Annotated in this window: 14 protein-coding genes and 2 pseudogenes; 8 read left to right on the forward strand and 8 right to left on the reverse strand. The window is 67.2% G+C overall.

The window, feature by feature from the left end; all coding sequences use genetic code 11:
* Positions 1–148: 148 nt before the first annotated feature.
* Positions 149–610, forward strand: a pseudogene (locus ACTWQF_RS10645) (transposase); the annotation flags it as partial.
* A 146-nt stretch (positions 611–756) separates the two neighbouring features.
* Here ACTWQF_RS10645 and ACTWQF_RS10650 read toward each other — a convergent pair.
* On the reverse strand, positions 757–888 hold the full coding sequence (locus ACTWQF_RS10650) for a hypothetical protein (protein ID WP_443278918.1): 132 nt from the start codon (positions 886–888) through the stop codon (positions 757–759).
* Positions 889–1,498: 610 nt separating this feature from the next.
* Between ACTWQF_RS10650 and istB the strand changes: the two are divergent.
* A pseudogene (istB, locus tag ACTWQF_RS10655) lies at positions 1,499–2,241 on the forward strand (IS21-like element helper ATPase IstB).
* Positions 2,242–2,280: 39 nt separating this feature from the next.
* Here the strand turns inward: istB and ACTWQF_RS10660 are convergent.
* Positions 2,281–2,769, reverse strand: coding sequence for a MarR family winged helix-turn-helix transcriptional regulator (locus tag ACTWQF_RS10660; protein ID WP_443278919.1), 489 nt, complete (start codon positions 2,767–2,769; stop codon positions 2,281–2,283).
* A 77-nt stretch (positions 2,770–2,846) separates the two neighbouring features.
* Here ACTWQF_RS10660 and ACTWQF_RS10665 point away from each other — a divergent pair, with 77 nt between their 5' ends.
* The 3 genes from ACTWQF_RS10665 to ACTWQF_RS10675 all read left to right on the forward strand — a co-directional run bounded on the left by ACTWQF_RS10665 (position 2,847) and on the right by ACTWQF_RS10675 (position 5,855).
* Entirely contained in the window at positions 2,847–4,106 is a 1,260-nt protein-coding gene (locus ACTWQF_RS10665; protein WP_443278920.1) for a multidrug effflux MFS transporter, read from the forward strand.
* A gap of 386 nt (positions 4,107–4,492) precedes the next feature.
* Positions 4,493–5,188: an HNH endonuclease family protein gene (locus ACTWQF_RS10670; RefSeq protein ID WP_443278921.1), complete on the forward strand. Its 696-nt coding sequence runs from the start codon at positions 4,493–4,495 to the stop codon at positions 5,186–5,188.
* Positions 5,189–5,561: 373 nt separating this feature from the next.
* Entirely contained in the window at positions 5,562–5,855 is a 294-nt protein-coding gene (locus tag ACTWQF_RS10675) for a hypothetical protein (protein WP_443278922.1), read from the forward strand.
* A gap of 21 nt (positions 5,856–5,876) precedes the next feature.
* Here the strand turns inward: ACTWQF_RS10675 and ACTWQF_RS10680 are convergent, their stop codons facing one another.
* Positions 5,877–6,296 (reverse strand): hypothetical protein, encoded by a 420-nt coding sequence (locus tag ACTWQF_RS10680; RefSeq protein ID WP_443278923.1) that lies wholly within the window; start codon positions 6,294–6,296, stop codon positions 5,877–5,879.
* Between the two features lie 1,229 nt (positions 6,297–7,525).
* Here ACTWQF_RS10680 and ACTWQF_RS10685 point away from each other — a divergent pair.
* A complete protein-coding gene (locus ACTWQF_RS10685; protein ID WP_443278924.1) occupies positions 7,526–8,389 on the forward strand; it encodes a hypothetical protein in 864 nt (287 codons plus the stop codon).
* A 1,366-nt stretch (positions 8,390–9,755) separates the two neighbouring features.
* Positions 9,756–10,130, forward strand: coding sequence for a hypothetical protein (locus ACTWQF_RS10690; protein ID WP_443278925.1), 375 nt, complete (start codon positions 9,756–9,758; stop codon positions 10,128–10,130).
* Here the strand turns inward: ACTWQF_RS10690 and ACTWQF_RS10695 are convergent.
* Both ACTWQF_RS10695 and ACTWQF_RS10700 read right to left on the reverse strand, forming a co-directional pair.
* Positions 10,055–10,738, reverse strand: a complete 684-nt coding sequence (locus tag ACTWQF_RS10695) for a hypothetical protein (RefSeq protein WP_443278926.1) — start codon at positions 10,736–10,738, stop codon at positions 10,055–10,057. The genes ACTWQF_RS10690 and ACTWQF_RS10695 overlap by 76 nt on opposite strands.
* A 328-nt stretch (positions 10,739–11,066) precedes the next feature.
* On the reverse strand, positions 11,067–12,089 hold the full coding sequence (locus tag ACTWQF_RS10700; RefSeq protein ID WP_443278927.1) for a hypothetical protein: 1,023 nt from the start codon (positions 12,087–12,089) through the stop codon (positions 11,067–11,069).
* Between the two features lie 110 nt (positions 12,090–12,199).
* On the opposite strand from ACTWQF_RS10700, the gene ACTWQF_RS10705 reads away from it, so the two are divergent.
* Positions 12,200–12,514: a hypothetical protein gene (locus ACTWQF_RS10705; RefSeq protein WP_443278928.1), complete on the forward strand. Its 315-nt coding sequence runs from the start codon at positions 12,200–12,202 to the stop codon at positions 12,512–12,514.
* 68 nt (positions 12,515–12,582) lie between these two features.
* Here ACTWQF_RS10705 and ACTWQF_RS10710 read toward each other — a convergent pair whose 3' ends face one another.
* The 3 genes from ACTWQF_RS10710 to ACTWQF_RS10720 form a co-directional block, all read right to left on the reverse strand.
* Positions 12,583–12,924: a hypothetical protein gene (locus ACTWQF_RS10710; protein WP_443278929.1), complete on the reverse strand. Its 342-nt coding sequence runs from the start codon at positions 12,922–12,924 to the stop codon at positions 12,583–12,585.
* Positions 12,925–13,223: 299 nt separating this feature from the next.
* A complete protein-coding gene (locus tag ACTWQF_RS10715) occupies positions 13,224–13,436 on the reverse strand; it encodes a DUF6207 family protein (RefSeq protein WP_443278930.1) in 213 nt (70 codons plus the stop codon).
* A 551-nt stretch (positions 13,437–13,987) separates the two neighbouring features.
* Positions 13,988–15,124, reverse strand: coding sequence for a hypothetical protein (locus ACTWQF_RS10720; protein WP_443278931.1), 1,137 nt, complete (start codon positions 15,122–15,124; stop codon positions 13,988–13,990).
* Positions 15,125–15,253 lie beyond the last annotated feature (129 nt).

Here is a 15,253-nt window from a genome sequence, read left to right on the forward strand (position 1 = left end):
GCCCGCCGATCCGCACCACCCCACCCGCAGCAACGACCCGATCACGCTGACCGTCCCCGAGATCCGCCACCTACTCCCCGTCGCGTTCAACACACCAGCCACCTCAGCGACCAGACTGCTGCACTGGTCCAACTGGCGCAGACGCCACCAGATCGTCGGGCGGAAGCGGAGCATCGTCATAGACACGATCGGCCTCCTGCTCGCGGTGCTGGTCACCGCGGCCAGCGTGCAGGACTCTGTGGCCGGTACTCAGCTCCTCGACCAGGTGGCCGCCGACCACCCGGGCATCCGGAAGGTGTGGGTCGACGGCGGCTACCGCCAGCATCTCGTCGAGCACGCAGCGACCCTCGGCATCGACATGGAAATCACCGCCCGCACCCCCGGGACCAGGGGATTCACCCCGATCCCGAAGCGGTGGGCGGTCGAACGAACCTACGGCTGGCTGATGCTCCACCGCCGGCTCGCCCGCGACTACGAAACTCTCTCCGGACGCTCCGAAGCCATGGTCCACCTCGCCATGACCGACCTCATGGCTCGCCGTCTCACCGGTGGAGCCACCATTTCCTGGCGCGACCCGAAAAACATCACTAAACAACCAATTCCGGGATGAAACACTGGGGAGAACACGACCTCTGACTGCTGCCCGAAACCTGCACTCGCGCCGTCGTCCCGGCCCGTTCCCGGGCGGGATTACGCCGTACGCGAGGTTCTTTCGCGGCGACCAACGATGCACTGCTGGGCGGACGTCGATTCGGGTTACCGCGCAACGCTGACCATGTATGCGGCGAGCGCGCCACCCCAGGTGCCGCAGAGCACCACGACGAGGCGGCCCGTCCAGTTGTCCTGCTGTATCGCCATCCGGATCGTCCGCCAGAATTCCCTTCCCATGGAGCCTCCTTGGCATCGTCAGGGCGTTTCTGGCAGATGGCCAGTCGGCTCACGTTGCACTGCGCCGCAGCACACGGAAGCGTCACGCGTGGCGGACTCAGTCGTAGCTGAGCCCTTCATAGGGCCGGCAGCCCCCACGGCAGTGACGCACCCAGCCCTCTAGCGCCCGCAGACACGACTACCGGTACCGGGCACGGGAATCAGCCTCGCCAGCGTTCACCAAATTTTGCACTGTGACCGTCAGTGGACACCCCACTTCGCCACTCTGCGGCCAACTGCAGCGCTCAAGTGGCCAACTGAAGCGCGCAGCGTCGCCGTCTGCCCCAGGGCTCTCGCCGTCTTTCCGACGATCTCGGCGGCCTCGTGTGGGGTGGCGCCTGCCCGCAGTTGTTCCAGGTACCGCAGCCCTGTTACTCCGAGGGCAGCGGCCCGCTGCTGCAGCTGCATAGGTTCGCAGATCTGCGATGTTCCGCGCGGGATTTATGCACGGCTGATGCATGCAGCAGTCCGCCTGGTGCTGCTCGCTGTCCCGCCACCTGCAGCGTTCCCCTTGAAGGGAACGCCGCAGGTGCACAGCGTTCGCGCCTCTTGAAGCCCAGACGTTCCGAGGGTGATCGACACCGCCTGCCGCATGCTGCGGCTGCCCACCATGCGGGCCCAGGCCGCCGATGTCATCTCCCGCGCCGAACGCGAGGGCCTGTCTTATGCCGGGTTCCTCGCCGAGCTGCTGATGGCCGAATGCGAGGACCGCGACCGCCGCCGGGCCGAACGCCGCATCCGGGCCGCCCGCTTTCCCCGTGAGAAGTCCCTGCGCGACTTCGACTACAGCGCCAACCCCAACGTCGACCCGGCCGTCATCCACACACTCGCGACCTGCGACTGGATCACCAAGGGCTACCCGCTGTGTCTGATCGGGGACTCCGGCACCGGCAAGTCACACCTGCTGATCGGCTTGGGCACCGCGGCCGCCATGGCCGGCCACCGCGTCCGCTACATCACCGCCGCGGCCCTGGTGAACGAGCTGGTCGAGGCGGCCGACGAGAAACAGCTCGGCAAGACCATCGCCCGTTACGGGCGTGTCGATCTTCTGGAGATAGACGAGCTCGGCTACCTCGAACTCGACCGCCGCGGCGCGGAGATGCTCTTCCAGGTCCTTACGGAGCGTGAGGAGAAGAACTGTATCGCGATCGCCTCCAACGAGGCGTTCACCGGGCTGGAGCAAGACTTTCACCGATCCGCGGCTGCGCGGCGATCGTGGATCGCCTCACTTGCAACGCCACCATCATCGAGACCGGCACCGAGTCCTACCGTCTGGCCCGCACCAAGGCGAGCAAGACCAATGGGCCGAAGTAGCCGCCTGTCGGGCCGGATCGGGAGCGGTGACCTCGACTGTCAACTGCGGGGGGTGGTGCGCTGAGACTTGAGGGCCGAGGCCAGTGCGTGCAGCGCCGGGACGGCGGCGGACAGCGCGGTGCGTTGGTCCTGGGAGAGCGTCGCGAGCGAGTCTGCGAAGATCTCGGCCCACGCCTGCTCGATCATGGCCATGCCCTGCAGGGCCCCCATGGTCGGGAAGAGCTGAACGGCACGGCGGTCATGCGGGTCCGGTTCCCGGCGAATGAGCCCCTGCGCCACCAGGCCGCGCACGGCGGTGCTGACGTTACTCGTATGCAGCCCCACTTCCTGGGCCAGCGCGCCCACGCCGATGCCCGGTGAATCCAGCACCTGGCGGAGCACTTCGAGGTCGGAGGGGGGCAGCGGGGGCAATTCGGCTTCGTTGACGCCGCGCAGCCGGAGCACGCGCCCGAGCGCGTGAAGGGCCGGAGTCAGATTCCTCGCCTCACGCAAGAGTGCCGCATCGCCTGCCGCGTCGGTTGCGTCCATGCAGCGATCGTAGCCATGCCTATAGTTATATATCTATAGTGAAAACTCGGTTTCGTCGGCACGTTCAGGAGAACGAGATGTCCATACCGTCCACTGGCGCGGCGCAGAGGCCAGCAGCTCTGCTCACAGCAACGCTGGCGCTACTGTCGTTCGTGGTACCGCTCGCCACGGACATGTACCTCCCGGCCTTCCCGGCGATGGCCGACGAGTTCGGCACCGACGCCTCCGGTGTCCAGCTGACCCTGACCGCCTTCCTGTTCGGCACCGCAGCGGGCCAGCTGGTACTCGGTCCGCTCTCCGACCGTTACGGACGGCGCATGCCGATCCTGACCGGCGCCGCGGTATGCACCCTGGCCACGGCGCTGTGCGCGACGGCTCCCAACCTCGGGGTGCTGATCGTGCTGCGCTTCGTGACCGGCTTCAGTGGCGCGGCCGGCCTCGTTGTGGGCCGGGCCGTCATCTCCGACGTTGCGACCGGTGCCGTCGCGGCCAGGCTCTTCGGCGTGCTGATGGCCCTCGGCGGCATCGCCCCGATCATGGCCCCCCTCGCAGGCGGCGCTGTCGTGAGTAACACAGGCGGCTGGCGGGGCGTCTTCTGGATCCTGTCGGGGGCCTCGCTGCTGATGTTCCTGGCCGTGCTGTTCTTCATCCCCGAAAGCCTCCCCAAGCAGCGGCGCCGGCCTGGCGGTGTTGCAGCCACCCTGCAGGCCGCCCGGTCTGTGCTTACCGACCGCGCCTACGTGGGCTACACCCTCGCCTTCTCCTTCTCCTGCGGCGCGCTGTTCTGCTACATCGCCGGCTCGGCGTTCCTGCTCCAGAACGTCCTCGGCTTCACCGTGGGCCAGGCGTCCGTCGCCTTCTCGCTCGGCGCCCTGACCGCAACCCTCTCCAGCACAGCCAACACCAAGCTGGTCGGCCGCTACCACCCGCGACTGCTGCTACGCATCGGCCTGGCCACGATGCTGATCGCCACCACAGCGGCGCTGCTGGTCACTCTCGCCGGTCAACTCAACCGCGTTCTCGCCCTCGGGCTCATCGGGATCGCTTTCATCGGAATCGGCCAGGTCTTCGGCACCGCCACGGCACTCGCTATCGAGCGGGTCCCACACGCGGCCGGCACCGGCTCAGCCGTACTCGGCACCCTGCAGAGCATCTTGGGAGGCGTTGCCGCACCGCTCGTCGGCCTGGGCGGCGAGGACACCGCCGTGCCGCTCTTCGCCGGCATGGCCGCTTGCTCCCTGATCGCCGTGCTCGCAGTACTGCTCACCCGGGGTGACACGCCCTCACCCGGCATCCCCCACGGCGACATGAAACCATCAGCGAGCGCCGCGATCTGACATCCCTTGCCAACCCGGCGAGCTTTCCCGCTCGCAGCCCCACCAGGTGGTCCCAAAACCAGCCGCCCTGCGGCGCCACTTCGCAACGCCTGGTCTTCACGAATCATCCGCGAACTGGGGCTGGAGTCGCTTCAGTGGGTCCAGATGGAGGCCGCCCTAGCCAGCCGGGAGCCGACTACCCCTCCGGAGCGCCTGCCGCAGAAACAGAGACGGGCACGCATGGCCACAGTCGCCTGTCGCTTTTTCTTCACCGGGTCGTGCGGCTGCTGGTGCGTGCGCCAGTGCGCTGTTGGTGCGCTGGCTTCTTGTGGGTGAAGTGCGGATATGCGCTGCGGGGTTGGCGGGGAAGTCCTTCTCCGGTGGAGAAAACGGGTGAAGGGAACTGAATGTCTTCTCGGGTGGTGTCAGTCCTGGCCGGTGTCGTGACAGTGGTGATGGTTCCCTTGTCCGTGCCGGGGGCCCCAGCAGCAGTTGCCGACTCCAAGAACGACAGGGCGTTGCCGCCGGTCCCCGACAAGGCTACGGATGTCAAGGAGCTGGCGGGGCGGACGACGGACAATAATGCTCCCAACGTCGACGGCTACAAGCGGGAAGAGTTCCAGAACCCGGGTGAGGGGTCGTGGAAAGTATGGCCGGGCGATGACAAGTGCACGACCCGCGACAAGGTGATGGCCCGGGACGGGCAGAACGTGAAGAAGACCAACAAGAAGAAACCGTGCGAGGTAACTTCCGGAAGGTGGGTCAGCCCCTACGACGGCGTCACGATTTCGCGTACGGATAAGGCTGATGTCGATCACATCGTGCCGCTGAAGAACGCCTGGCAGTCCGGCGCAAAGAACTGGACCCGGACCAAGCGGGTCAGTTTCGCCAACGAGCTGACCCATCCGCAGTTGCTGGTCGTCTCCAAGACCAGCAACACCCAGAAGGGCTATAAAGTCCCTGAGAAGTGGCAGCCCCAGCAGACCTACCAGTGTACGTATGCCAAGGCGTGGGTGCGGGTGAAGAAAGAATATGACCTCACGGTCACCAGCGACGAGCGCAAAGCGCTGGAAGGCATGCTCAACGCCACCGGGTGCACGTAGCCGGACCAGGTCATGCCATAGCCGAGTCACCCCGGCGGGGTGATCCCCGCTCATCTCTCAGGCCGAGCGGCAGCAGCAGGCGGAACGGGAGCAGCAAAGGCAACCGGCTGCCGCAGTGGACTCCCAGACCCTCGTGGCCGGCAATCGCGCCAGCACTGGTGAACCCTGCCCCCGATCGACTACCGCTACAACATCTGCCATCGGACCGCGCCGCCCTCGCCACCGCCTACGAGATCCAACACCCCTGACCTGTACCCGCCTGCCCGAACACCTGCTGCCCTTCGGGGACAGCCGACCTCCCGCTCGCGATGTCGATTAGGAGCCCATAGTGCGTCGAGTGACACCTGTCCTGTGCGCTCTGTCCCTCTCAGCCATGCTGACAGCAGCCGCTCCATCCGCGGCTGAGGCCGAGCCCCCCTACTTCGCGTACTCAACGTCCAAGGACGGGACAAACCAGAAAAGGATCAACAGTCCGACGGCGGGCCAGTGCACTGCCGTGAGCAACGGAAACTGGGCCAACAACCAGTCCGGGCTGTTCGCACACCTCTATACCGACGCAAAGTGTAAAAAGAGGCTCCTCACGATGGAGGACGACCACTACACGCTCCTCGGTACCGGAGGGACGTTCTACAGCGTGAAGTTCACCAAGAAAAAGGACGAGTGGTAGAAGCTGCGGGGGCTGAGGGCGTTACCAGGTGGCGCACTTCCAGGCCATGCCGATCCAGGCTCCGGCCGTGGCACCCATGCGCCCGCTGGTCCACATGGCCTTCAGTGTCCTGCCCTTCACGCCGTAGCTTTCAGCGAGCTTGCGGTAGTTCTCACACGCCTTTTCCTTCTTGTCCGGCCGGGAGCCGAGACCGGGGTAGAAGGAAGAAGAGGCTCCGGGATCGTTGACGACCATGCCCACCACAGCCCCCATGCCCTTGCCGAGGCTGTCGGAGTTCCAGCTCTTCGTGGACTCCTTGGTGGAGACCTTCCGCCCGTCGGAGTCCATCAGGCCGACATTCAGCTTCGGACCGTCAGGCGTGTGCTCGTCCGGTCTGACCCCCTGCCCCTTCCGGTGTCGCCAGGTGACCAGATCGACCCGGTACTTGTTCTTCTTGGCCATCCAGTTGTCGAAGTCGAGGCTGACGTAGGCAGTCTTTGGGCGTGAGGACGCAGAAGAGTGGAAGGGCGGTCGATGGAGTAGCGAACCTTGCCTCCGACGCCCCCGCCTGAGGTGTTGATCAGCTGGATCCCACTGGCACCGGGATCGATCGTCTTGGGCGGCACACCGTAGGGGTACTGCCCGTCGACTCCGTTCCCGGTCGACCACTGGCCCTGCACGATGCCGCTGTCCCGCAGCTGCAACTGCTGGCTGGTGTTGTTGTAGATCACCACTGCGGTCGTCGGCGTCAGATACGTACCACTGGGGAGCCCGGCGGCCTGCAACAAAGGTGTGAAGTTGTAGCTGCTGCCCCAGGCCGACCGCGGCGGATGCGCGGGAGGGCCCGGTCTGGCTTCCTCCTCATCGTCCGCCCTTGCCTCGGAGGTGACGAGGACAGGTGCCAGCATCACCCCCACGGCGGCTACACCCGCCACCAGCCTGTTCTTCCTGCCCCATCGGCGTGCTGTACGCGGGTGCACCATTCCTCGTCCTCTCCCACGGCCAGCATCAGACGGCCGGATCCCACGCTGGAAAGCCTCGCAATCCAGGTCTACATCCGGCCGCCCTCAACGGCACACAGACCAGGGCCGAATGGGTATCAGCCAGCCTCCGCGTCGACATGAACGCTGCAGGTTGCGTGAGCAAGGCCGGGTGAGGTGCCGCCGGGCCCGTCAGGATGGGACAGGTGACTGCCTGTGGCATCACTACTGCCGATGCGGACCCCGGACAGAGCGTCCCGCGAGAGCGCAAGGAAACCGCAACCGGGCCATCGCTGTGTCCGGGTCCTGCAGCGAGGGGCAGTCCCAGCGGTGCAAACGCGTCCCGCTTCGGCCCTTGGCATAGGTGGCACCGGCCTCCCGCTGCGCCTTCCAGCGGGCCACATCCTGGCGCAGACGCGCCTCAGCACGGTCAGCATCGGCACACGGCTGGCACCGGCCGGGCATGTACTGGCACGAGCACTCGCTGCACCCCTCACACGGCACACAGGGGTGGGGAAGGCGAATGACAAGGTCGTGAGGGACGGAAGCCGTCACGGGTCTCTGTGTTTCGGGCAGCCCCGAAACACCTTCCGGCGGCGCGTGAGGGCGAGGAGCATCACCCCCCCCCGGCAGCATTGCAGGGCTCCGCAGCACCGAGCTATGCGTACTCCCGCTGCCCGGACGGGACGACAGCGACCGAGGGGGATTTCGATGGGAAAGAACCGCGCGGCCACAATCGGCTTCGCCTCGCTGCTTCTAGCGGCAGGCGCACTGACCGCAACCGGCAGCTCCGCTACCGGGCAGCCTGCGGCGCCCGAGCCGCGAAATAGCTGCGATGACGAAGGCTTCGACTGGGGCAGCGACAAGCTCTATCCCAATGAGAAGAAGTACAACCCGGAAGTCGAGGACTCCAAGCTGCAGATGTGGCAGCAGCACTACCTGCGGGAGGACACCTACGGCGTCCTGACCGCCGGTGGACCCCATGTGAAGTTCTACATCGAGGACAAGAAGAGCGGCCAGAAGTGCTGGGGCAAGAAGGAATCCGAAGAGTGGGGCGAGGAGATCGAGACCGGGGTCCTGGACAACCGCAACACCTCCATCCGGGGCTGCATCGTGGACCCCGACGAACGGAAGTGCGGGGCGTGGCTCCGCGAGGACGCCGGCGGACACCGGCAGAACGGTACCGGCCTGGGCAAGATCGACAACTACCCCGACCTCCACCTCAAAGCCAAGGCCAGTTACGACGACCACGAATACCCCGGCGCCGGACCCGATGTCCCCGGAACCACCGTCAAGGTCGGCAACCACACCAAGGCGGTCATGCGCATCCGCATAGACGAAGGCGAGGCCATCAAGACCTTCGGATTCGTCCGCACCTCCCGCAAGGACACGGAAATCGCGCTCGTCAGCGACAAGTACGGATTCGCCGACTGGATGAAGGTCTACGCGACGTCGGACGGCGACTACGCGGCACGCACCGGCATCCTCTACAACAAGCACGACCAACTCATGGTCTGCGTCCGCCGGATCTCCAACCCCTCGCCCACGCACTGCGGGAACTGGAACCGCGCCTGACCTTGCGCAACCTTCTCCGAACTAAACCGGTCGGAGTGCTCGGCTTCTGCTCGCGCCTGATGTTCTCAGCCATCGACTGATGCATCCGGCCCGGACTGCTCAGCCAGGCCGGCTGTAGTAGGAGGGCTCGCGGGGTCCGCTCGTACGGGGTCGTCAAGGACCGGAGGCGACTCCTTCCATAGGCTCGTCGATCCCAGGTCCGCCTGGCCGCCGGTGAACTCGGCGCAGGCGCAGCCGGACACGTGGTCCACCGGCGCCACGGCGGGCTTGGGGAGGAACCAGGAAGCCTCGGGGATTCCTTCAGATCGGTTCGGCGGGATGGAGCACTGTCAGCCTCCCGGCACCCCGTCGCGGAGGGCTGGCTCACGATGGCTGCAATCGGCGTCCACGCCCTCGCCGAGGCGGGCGTCGGACCGGGCGGTCGCCTTACATGGCGGCAACGCTCAAGCTCGACATGGAGTCTTTGGCCGGGGCGACGCGGCAGTCGACCGGAACCGCCGCCCGGCTGCGCTGGCCACGGCTCGGCTAGACCTCAGCACAGTTCGCCGGGCTCATACTTGGCGAAGTCACGCTTCCCTCGGTCCCAGACCCATACTCTCGACTCACGCCACAGGCGCGGGTAGTCGTGAAGCTCGATCGCGTTCGGGAGTCCGGGGCCAGGCGCCTCGGTCCCGGTGTCTCCCTCCACCCACCGGCCTGTAGGCACCTTCGTCGGCCGCCATTCAGCGTCGGCAATCAGGACGGCTGCCACCCTTTTGATGCCGGCCCCTCCGCCAGGCAGAGGGACCCGCCACTCTCGCTCGTGCAGCCACGTGGAGTCCGCGGCGGTGCGTACCGCCCAGTGCCCGAGCCCGGCTTTCTGGAAGGCCTTGTGCACGTCCGGCGGTACGTAGGCTACGGCCCCTCCACCGAGGCTGTTGACCATCTCTCGGACGATCACAAGGCCCCACGGCGTGAAGCCCCGCGCCGTAACGAGGTGGTCGAGGTGGCCAGGGGGACACTCGGAGAGGCACAGGCATGGCGTCCCAGAGCGACCACGGTCTGCCGCTCCGAAGGGTGCGAAGGCCCGAAAGCTCTCCTCACGCAGGATCGTGTCCAGACGCTCTTGTGGGGTCATGTCCCGTATGTGCTCGGGCACCCAGTCGGGCCGGCTTCCGTTTCTTCCGGTGAAGTGGATCAGATACTCACTCTGAGCCGGCCCGACCGGCCCCAGGCTCAACACCATTCCGCCCCCTGCGTGACGCGTGACCTTCGATGCGAAGGTCATACAGGATGGCCCCGGGCGGCACGCCGAATTTCGCGCTGGGCCGGGACCGCCGGACACTTGGGAGTTCGACTCTCGCCAGTGGACCGTAGGCTCGACGCCATGACTCCAGGATCGCGGGCTTTGCGCGGCTATGACGGACACCGGTACCAGGCGTTGGCCGTGGCGGTATGGGACGACCTGACTCAGCAGGGACTGAGAGTGCGCGACGCCAACGCGTCGGCCAGCGACGGGGAGGGCGGCGTGTCGCTGATGCTGGAGGATTCTGGGGTGATCCTCTCCTGGCGGGCACACGACGACGTCGAGCGCATCATCTACGACAAGTCACTGCGGGCTGAGCGAAGCCGCAGCACTGCTGCGATGATGACCGGAGCACTGGCGAGTATTCTGGCGACCCTCGGCTACCAGGTGAGAGCCGAATTCTGGGACGCGCTTCCGGCACCGGCTCTGCTCGTGGAGTCGAGCCCGAAGCCGTAGCGGCAGGAAGAAGGGAAGGCCCTGTGCGCCCGGAGCGCACAGCCGACGAGGAGGCTGCGGTGCGTCGGGCTCCGGCCTTGGCGGATACTCCAGCGGGCAAAGCCGTCTGCCTGGACGCGGCCTGAAAGCACTCCTTCGTGGGCGGGCGCCGTGCTCAGCTCTTCAGTCCGTTTCGTCCGGTTCGCTGGCGCGGGCGATACCGTCCAGTTCGGCGTCGATGGCTTCCCGTTCGGCGGCCCAGCGGTGGAGGCTTTCGCGGATCTCCTGCAGCTTTTCCGGATTATCGGCTGCGGAGGCTTCCACATGGCGAAGCCGGTGCTGCCGTCCGGGTCGGACATCTCCACCACCCGGTGGTCCGCGCCGCCGGTGATCATCATGGCCAGGATGGTCGCCAGCTCGCGCTGCATCTCGGGTGTGAGTTCCGCCTGTTCGTCCTCGTCACCGAAGATGCCTTCCCGGCCCTCTGCCAGCAGGTGCGCCGACTCGTGCACGAGCCGGGCCAGCCGCTCGTACTGCTCCGGGTCCATGCGCGCCTTGAGCGCCTCCATGTACAGGGACACGGCCTCGACCCGGTCCAGCCCGCCGTCGTCCTCGCTCTCGTCGTTCATTCCTTCAGCGTGCTGCGCCGGGCGGGACGGCGTCCAGGCCCCTGCACAGCCGCACCGTGCCGAGAGCCGCCCCTGCCTGACCAGCACCCGTACGCCGCCCAGCACCGCGGGCGATGACGTGCGCCCCTCACCGAGGTGGAGCATGCCACCAACTCGTGCTGCTGCTCGCCGAGTTGCCTCGCTCTTGGCAGGGCGCGACAGCGCCTCTGCTGTGTGCTCGGAGGGGGCGAACCGACGCCCACACAGACTGCAATCGCAATTCCGGAGCGAATCCAAACCCGCCAAGTGCAGAAATCTCAAGCCGCATCACAGCAGGAGCCGCTGACTGTTAACCAGCAATTCTCGTCCCTCCCGGCGGCCTCTTTTCCACTCTCCTCGCCGCCTTCTTTCTTCCGGGAGAAACTGCGTTGACCGGCACCTCACCGGCCCCGGCCCGGCGCCGCCACCACGCCCACCTGATCGCCACCGCGACCCAACTGGTGGGCGAGCGCACCCATGGCCAGCACAGCTGTCCTGCGACCCGATCAGCCAGGCCCCGCCCGGCCCGGGAGAGGTGCCGGTCTCTTCCTGGCCGGGCCCATGCCCTCCTCCACACCACCCCCCAGGACTCTGGGAAGCCGCACCTGCCCGGGACGACGCCCGCTGGTTGCAGGCCCGCGACCACGAACAGCACGCACGCCAGTCCTCCTTCGAGCGGCGCTGTGCGGTCCCCGAGACACGATTCGGTCCTGCTGGACGCCGCCTCCGGCTTCGACGGCAGCGCTCCCGGCGGAATGTGGCGAGGTCGTGGGTGTTGTTGGGGAACGTCATCGCGTCTGTCGTGGGCGGTGGCTTTTGTCAGGCGCGGGGAGGGGTCGGTGCCTTCGGGGGCTTGGTAGCAGGGCGAGATGAGGGTGACGTCCATCTGTGGCTTGAGGTTGCCTGAGCGTGTCTTCAGTGCCTCGATCACCACGTGGTGACGGGAGGTGGTGTGTACCGCCGTGATCTCCGGGTTGCGGGCCATGCTGTTCATAGGCCCGTCCTTGGTGATACGCCACCCCATGCCGGGAAGTCGGGAGCGCAGGTTGTCCATGGCGGTGTCGAAGTCGTCCGCGTCCGCCTCCCACAGTGCCCAGGGGTGGTCCACTCTGTAGTAGGTGGTGAAGTCCGGGTCGATGGCACTGCACGGTATGGCGGCGGCGGGAATGTGACTTGGGGTGCCGGGGATGCCCATGGCATCCACCAGCCGGGACGACATCCGGTTGACCTCGTCCTCCGCCTGGGACACCTCGCGCACCTCGGGTGTGTATCCGAGCCTCCTGCGCACCTTCGACGGCTTGGCGACCCGCCCGCGGCCAGTGTTGAACATCATGATCGAGCATCCCCTCAGCGGAACCAGAGTCAGCAGGGTGGCTGCAACGACCGTCGTGCCGGATGCCGCCCTGGGCTTAAGACAACACGACGCCTGGCAGCCCGGTCCAGGTGCCCTCACCCCCTGCTGATGGCGGCCTGGCCGCGGGTGTAACCGACGCCGGACTGGAGCTGCTGGCCGCATCGGATGTTCCCGGCCGGCCCCTCGAACTGCTGGAACAGGTCCGCAAGGACGGGAACCACGACCCGCACGAAGTCCTCGACGATGCGCTCGCCACCGTCCTGGCCGGCGCCTGCCTTACCCTCCGAGAAGCGACCGACACCCCGGATCCCAGCCAGGCGGCAGAACACTGTCCAACAGCCTCCCGGCACTTCGCCCAGGCCATGACCCTCACCAGTATCGACACCGGCCCTGAGCCCGCCTGACCCGGACTGTCGCACCTAAGTTGGGCCGCCGGCGACTTCGCGGGGCGCACAAGGAACCGGTCAACGGGTCACGCGTGGCTGAGGACCTCCATCAGGGCCGCGCACTCCGCCAGGACCTGGGCGGCGAGCGCCGCCTGCCGCACCCGCGCGACGGGCGCGGCCAGAGCGATGAGACAGGCAACAGCGCCGAGGCCCACCCCCCAGGTGAACAGCCAGGCGGGCAGTCCCGGCGCGCACTGCTCCCCGTATGTGAGGCAGCGCGAGGCTCGCTCGGAAGCCAGGGTCAGCACACCGGCCGCCACGGCCGCCGGCGCGAAGCCGACGGCGCACAGAACGGACCAGAGACGCGAGCGGTCCCTTCGCACAGCCACCCGGATCGGGGGCGCTGGAGAGCGGGCCGTTGCGTTCATGCCTCGATCCAACGCCGCCCAGCCGGCCCGGCACACTGAACCGGTACTCAATCGTGGGTGCGCACCGTACTCAGACAGACTGCGCCCCCTTGGACGCCGTGGGCGTGACTGCGAGCGCGTTCCGCACCGAGCCGGCGGACAGAGCGGCCGTCCTGGGTGGAAATCCTGGAACGGCACTTTCCACCCCCAGCTGCCTGATCCCGGCCACACCACCGAGTAGCCCCGAACACGGCAGTACATGCCCCGACCCCGCTGCTGCGGCCTCCCCGCCTGGTCAGCCTGGGCACGCGGGCTGCGTGTCATTCGGCGGCGAGGTTCTGGCGCAGGTCCAGGTAGCAGCGCAGTCGGACGCCGGGCTGGCCGGGGTCATGTGTGGTGCCGTCGGTGGTAGCGGTGGCCCACCGGGAGGCCAGCGCCTGCTGGAAGGCGAAGGCGGTGCGGTCATCCATCGCCGCGACGTCGACGACGACCAGCCCGGGTTCCGCCAGGCGCATCTCGTTGATCGGCTCCATGCCCGGCACGACGCGCTGAACACAGAGAGGGATCGCCGGAACACGGAGATTCACCCGGACAAGGCGACCTCCAGATCCTGGGTGAACCCGGTGGTGCCCGGCGACGTCCCCCGTGCCATCGCCGGGCACCGCAGCGGCCGGCAGCGTCCCTGAGCAAGCCCAGCCCTACTCTCTTCTCGTGCTTCGCCGGGCGGGAGGCGGCTACCCGGCCAGCTTCTTGAGGATTGGAGGATGGAGGGCGACCATTCCGTCAGGTCATCAGACGAGGGCGGGGCCGACCACCGTCTCCAGCACGCGCCTGCGGAAATCTCTTCCCGATCGGTATCCCCCAGCGGGGGCCTGGCGCGTGTAGTGGGTGAGGGTGGAGCGTGTTGTACGACCCCGCTGTGTTGCACCAGTGGGGGCGGACACTGAGCACAGCCCGGCTGGACGCCGGTTTAACGGGGCCATGGGACAGCTGGCCTCGCGCACCCAACGGAACGACGGCGAGTGAATGCCGCAGAGTGCCGGACGAGGGTACGCAAGGCGGCCTGCCGGTCGGTCGTCTCCGGTCAGAGTGTCGGCTTCCGGTGCCGGGCCAGGAGGCCGGTGAAGAAGTCTTGCAGGACCTGTTCACCGTCTGGTTCGGTCAGTTCCCATCCGCCGAAGCGGTAGACCTCGTATCCGGCCAGCCTCAGTCGGCGGTCCTCGGCGACCATCTCCGCATACAGCCGCGGCACAGCGGTGTGGGTCACCTGCCCCTTCTCGTCGGCCGGGTTCGGCCGGCCGTAGTGCTGGACCCCGTCGACCTCGATGACGATGCGGGAGCGGTCCGGTGCCAGGAGCAGGAAGTCCATCCGCTGCCTGTGCAGCGCCCCGGACTGCTTGCCGCTGCGCCGTGTGTAGGGGTCGTAGTGGAGGTAGACCTGGGGGATCAGGGCGGGCAGGTCGAAGCCGCCCTCCTTGGCATACCGGGCGCAGTAGGTGCGCATGAGGAGCTGCTCGGGTGGTGAGTCCAGTGACCGGTACAGGCGCCGGTAGAGGGAGTCGGCGGCGCTCTTCTCATCGGCGCCCGGCTGGTGCCTCCTCGTCCACCAGACGATCATCTGCCGCCAGGTCAGCCCGTGCGGCGGCAGGGGATCGGTGAACACCAGGCAAGTATCAGCATGGCGGACGATCTCCACGTCGTTGTTCACCGCGTCGCGCAGCACGATCTGCGGCTTCGCCCCGTCGGCAGCGAAGATCAGGTTCTTGAAGCTGCCGGACGGCCCGTTGGTGAAGCGGCGTTCGTATTCCAGCTCCTGCAACTCCTCCAGCGCGTCCCGGGTCGGGCCGAGGATCTGCTCGATGCAGTCGCGGCGGGCCTGCCAGCTGCCCCGCATGCCGTTGTCGCGCCAGTAGGTGCCGAAGCCGCGCGGGCCCTCGAACGTCCGGAACGGCCAGGCGGGCGGCTCCAGCGTGAGGCGTTCCAGGACGGCGCGGTGGGCCTTGATGACGATAGGCACGTTCCCGTCATCTAAGTGCCTGCGCTGGCCGTCGGTGCCGTGGGAGACGAAGTCGCCGTACAGAAGCTGGGTCAGAGCGATGGCGACCTCCAGGTCGGTGCGGTCGGCCGGAGGTCCGAACCGCAGCGATTCGACCAGCTCGACATCGAGCACCCACGGCATGGCCCAGCCGTCACCGCTGCTGAAGAACGCCTCCACGTGCACGCACCCCACCCCCCGCGATTCGTAGACAGCATCCTCAGCCCCGCAATAGCCAGTCCGCCAGACACTGCTGAGACGCCTTCATCCCATCCTCGGCCCCGGCGCCCCGGCGAGGCCCTCATACCGCCGCAG

Origin of the sequence: Streptomyces sp. 8N114 (assembly GCF_052245835.1) — a bacterium.
In the GTDB taxonomy this organism is placed as follows: domain Bacteria; phylum Actinomycetota; class Actinomycetes; order Streptomycetales; family Streptomycetaceae; genus Streptomyces.

Coding starts and splice junctions, on each gene's coding strand:
- ACTWQF_RS10710 (WP_443278929.1), bottom strand. CDS start 12,924: ATGAACGCAACGGCCCGCTCTCCAGCGCCCCCGATCCGGGTGGCTGTG.
- ACTWQF_RS10700 (WP_443278927.1), bottom strand. CDS start 12,089: ATGATGTTCAACACTGGCCGCGGGCGGGTCGCCAAGCCGTCGAAGGTG.
- ACTWQF_RS10680 (WP_443278923.1), bottom strand. CDS start 6,296: ATGGCCAAGAAGAACAAGTACCGGGTCGATCTGGTCACCTGGCGACAC.
- ACTWQF_RS10650 (WP_443278918.1), bottom strand. CDS start 888: ATGGGAAGGGAATTCTGGCGGACGATCCGGATGGCGATACAGCAGGAC.
- ACTWQF_RS10665 (WP_443278920.1), top strand. CDS start 2,847: ATGTCCATACCGTCCACTGGCGCGGCGCAGAGGCCAGCAGCTCTGCTC.
- ACTWQF_RS10695 (WP_443278926.1), bottom strand. CDS start 10,738: ATGAACGACGAGAGCGAGGACGACGGCGGGCTGGACCGGGTCGAGGCC.
- ACTWQF_RS10670 (WP_443278921.1), top strand. CDS start 4,493: ATGTCTTCTCGGGTGGTGTCAGTCCTGGCCGGTGTCGTGACAGTGGTG.
- ACTWQF_RS10690 (WP_443278925.1), top strand. CDS start 9,756: ATGACTCCAGGATCGCGGGCTTTGCGCGGCTATGACGGACACCGGTAC.
- ACTWQF_RS10685 (WP_443278924.1), top strand. CDS start 7,526: ATGGGAAAGAACCGCGCGGCCACAATCGGCTTCGCCTCGCTGCTTCTA.
- ACTWQF_RS10715 (WP_443278930.1), bottom strand. CDS start 13,436: ATGGAGCCGATCAACGAGATGCGCCTGGCGGAACCCGGGCTGGTCGTC.
- ACTWQF_RS10660 (WP_443278919.1), bottom strand. CDS start 2,769: ATGGACGCAACCGACGCGGCAGGCGATGCGGCACTCTTGCGTGAGGCG.
- ACTWQF_RS10675 (WP_443278922.1), top strand. CDS start 5,562: ATGCTGACAGCAGCCGCTCCATCCGCGGCTGAGGCCGAGCCCCCCTAC.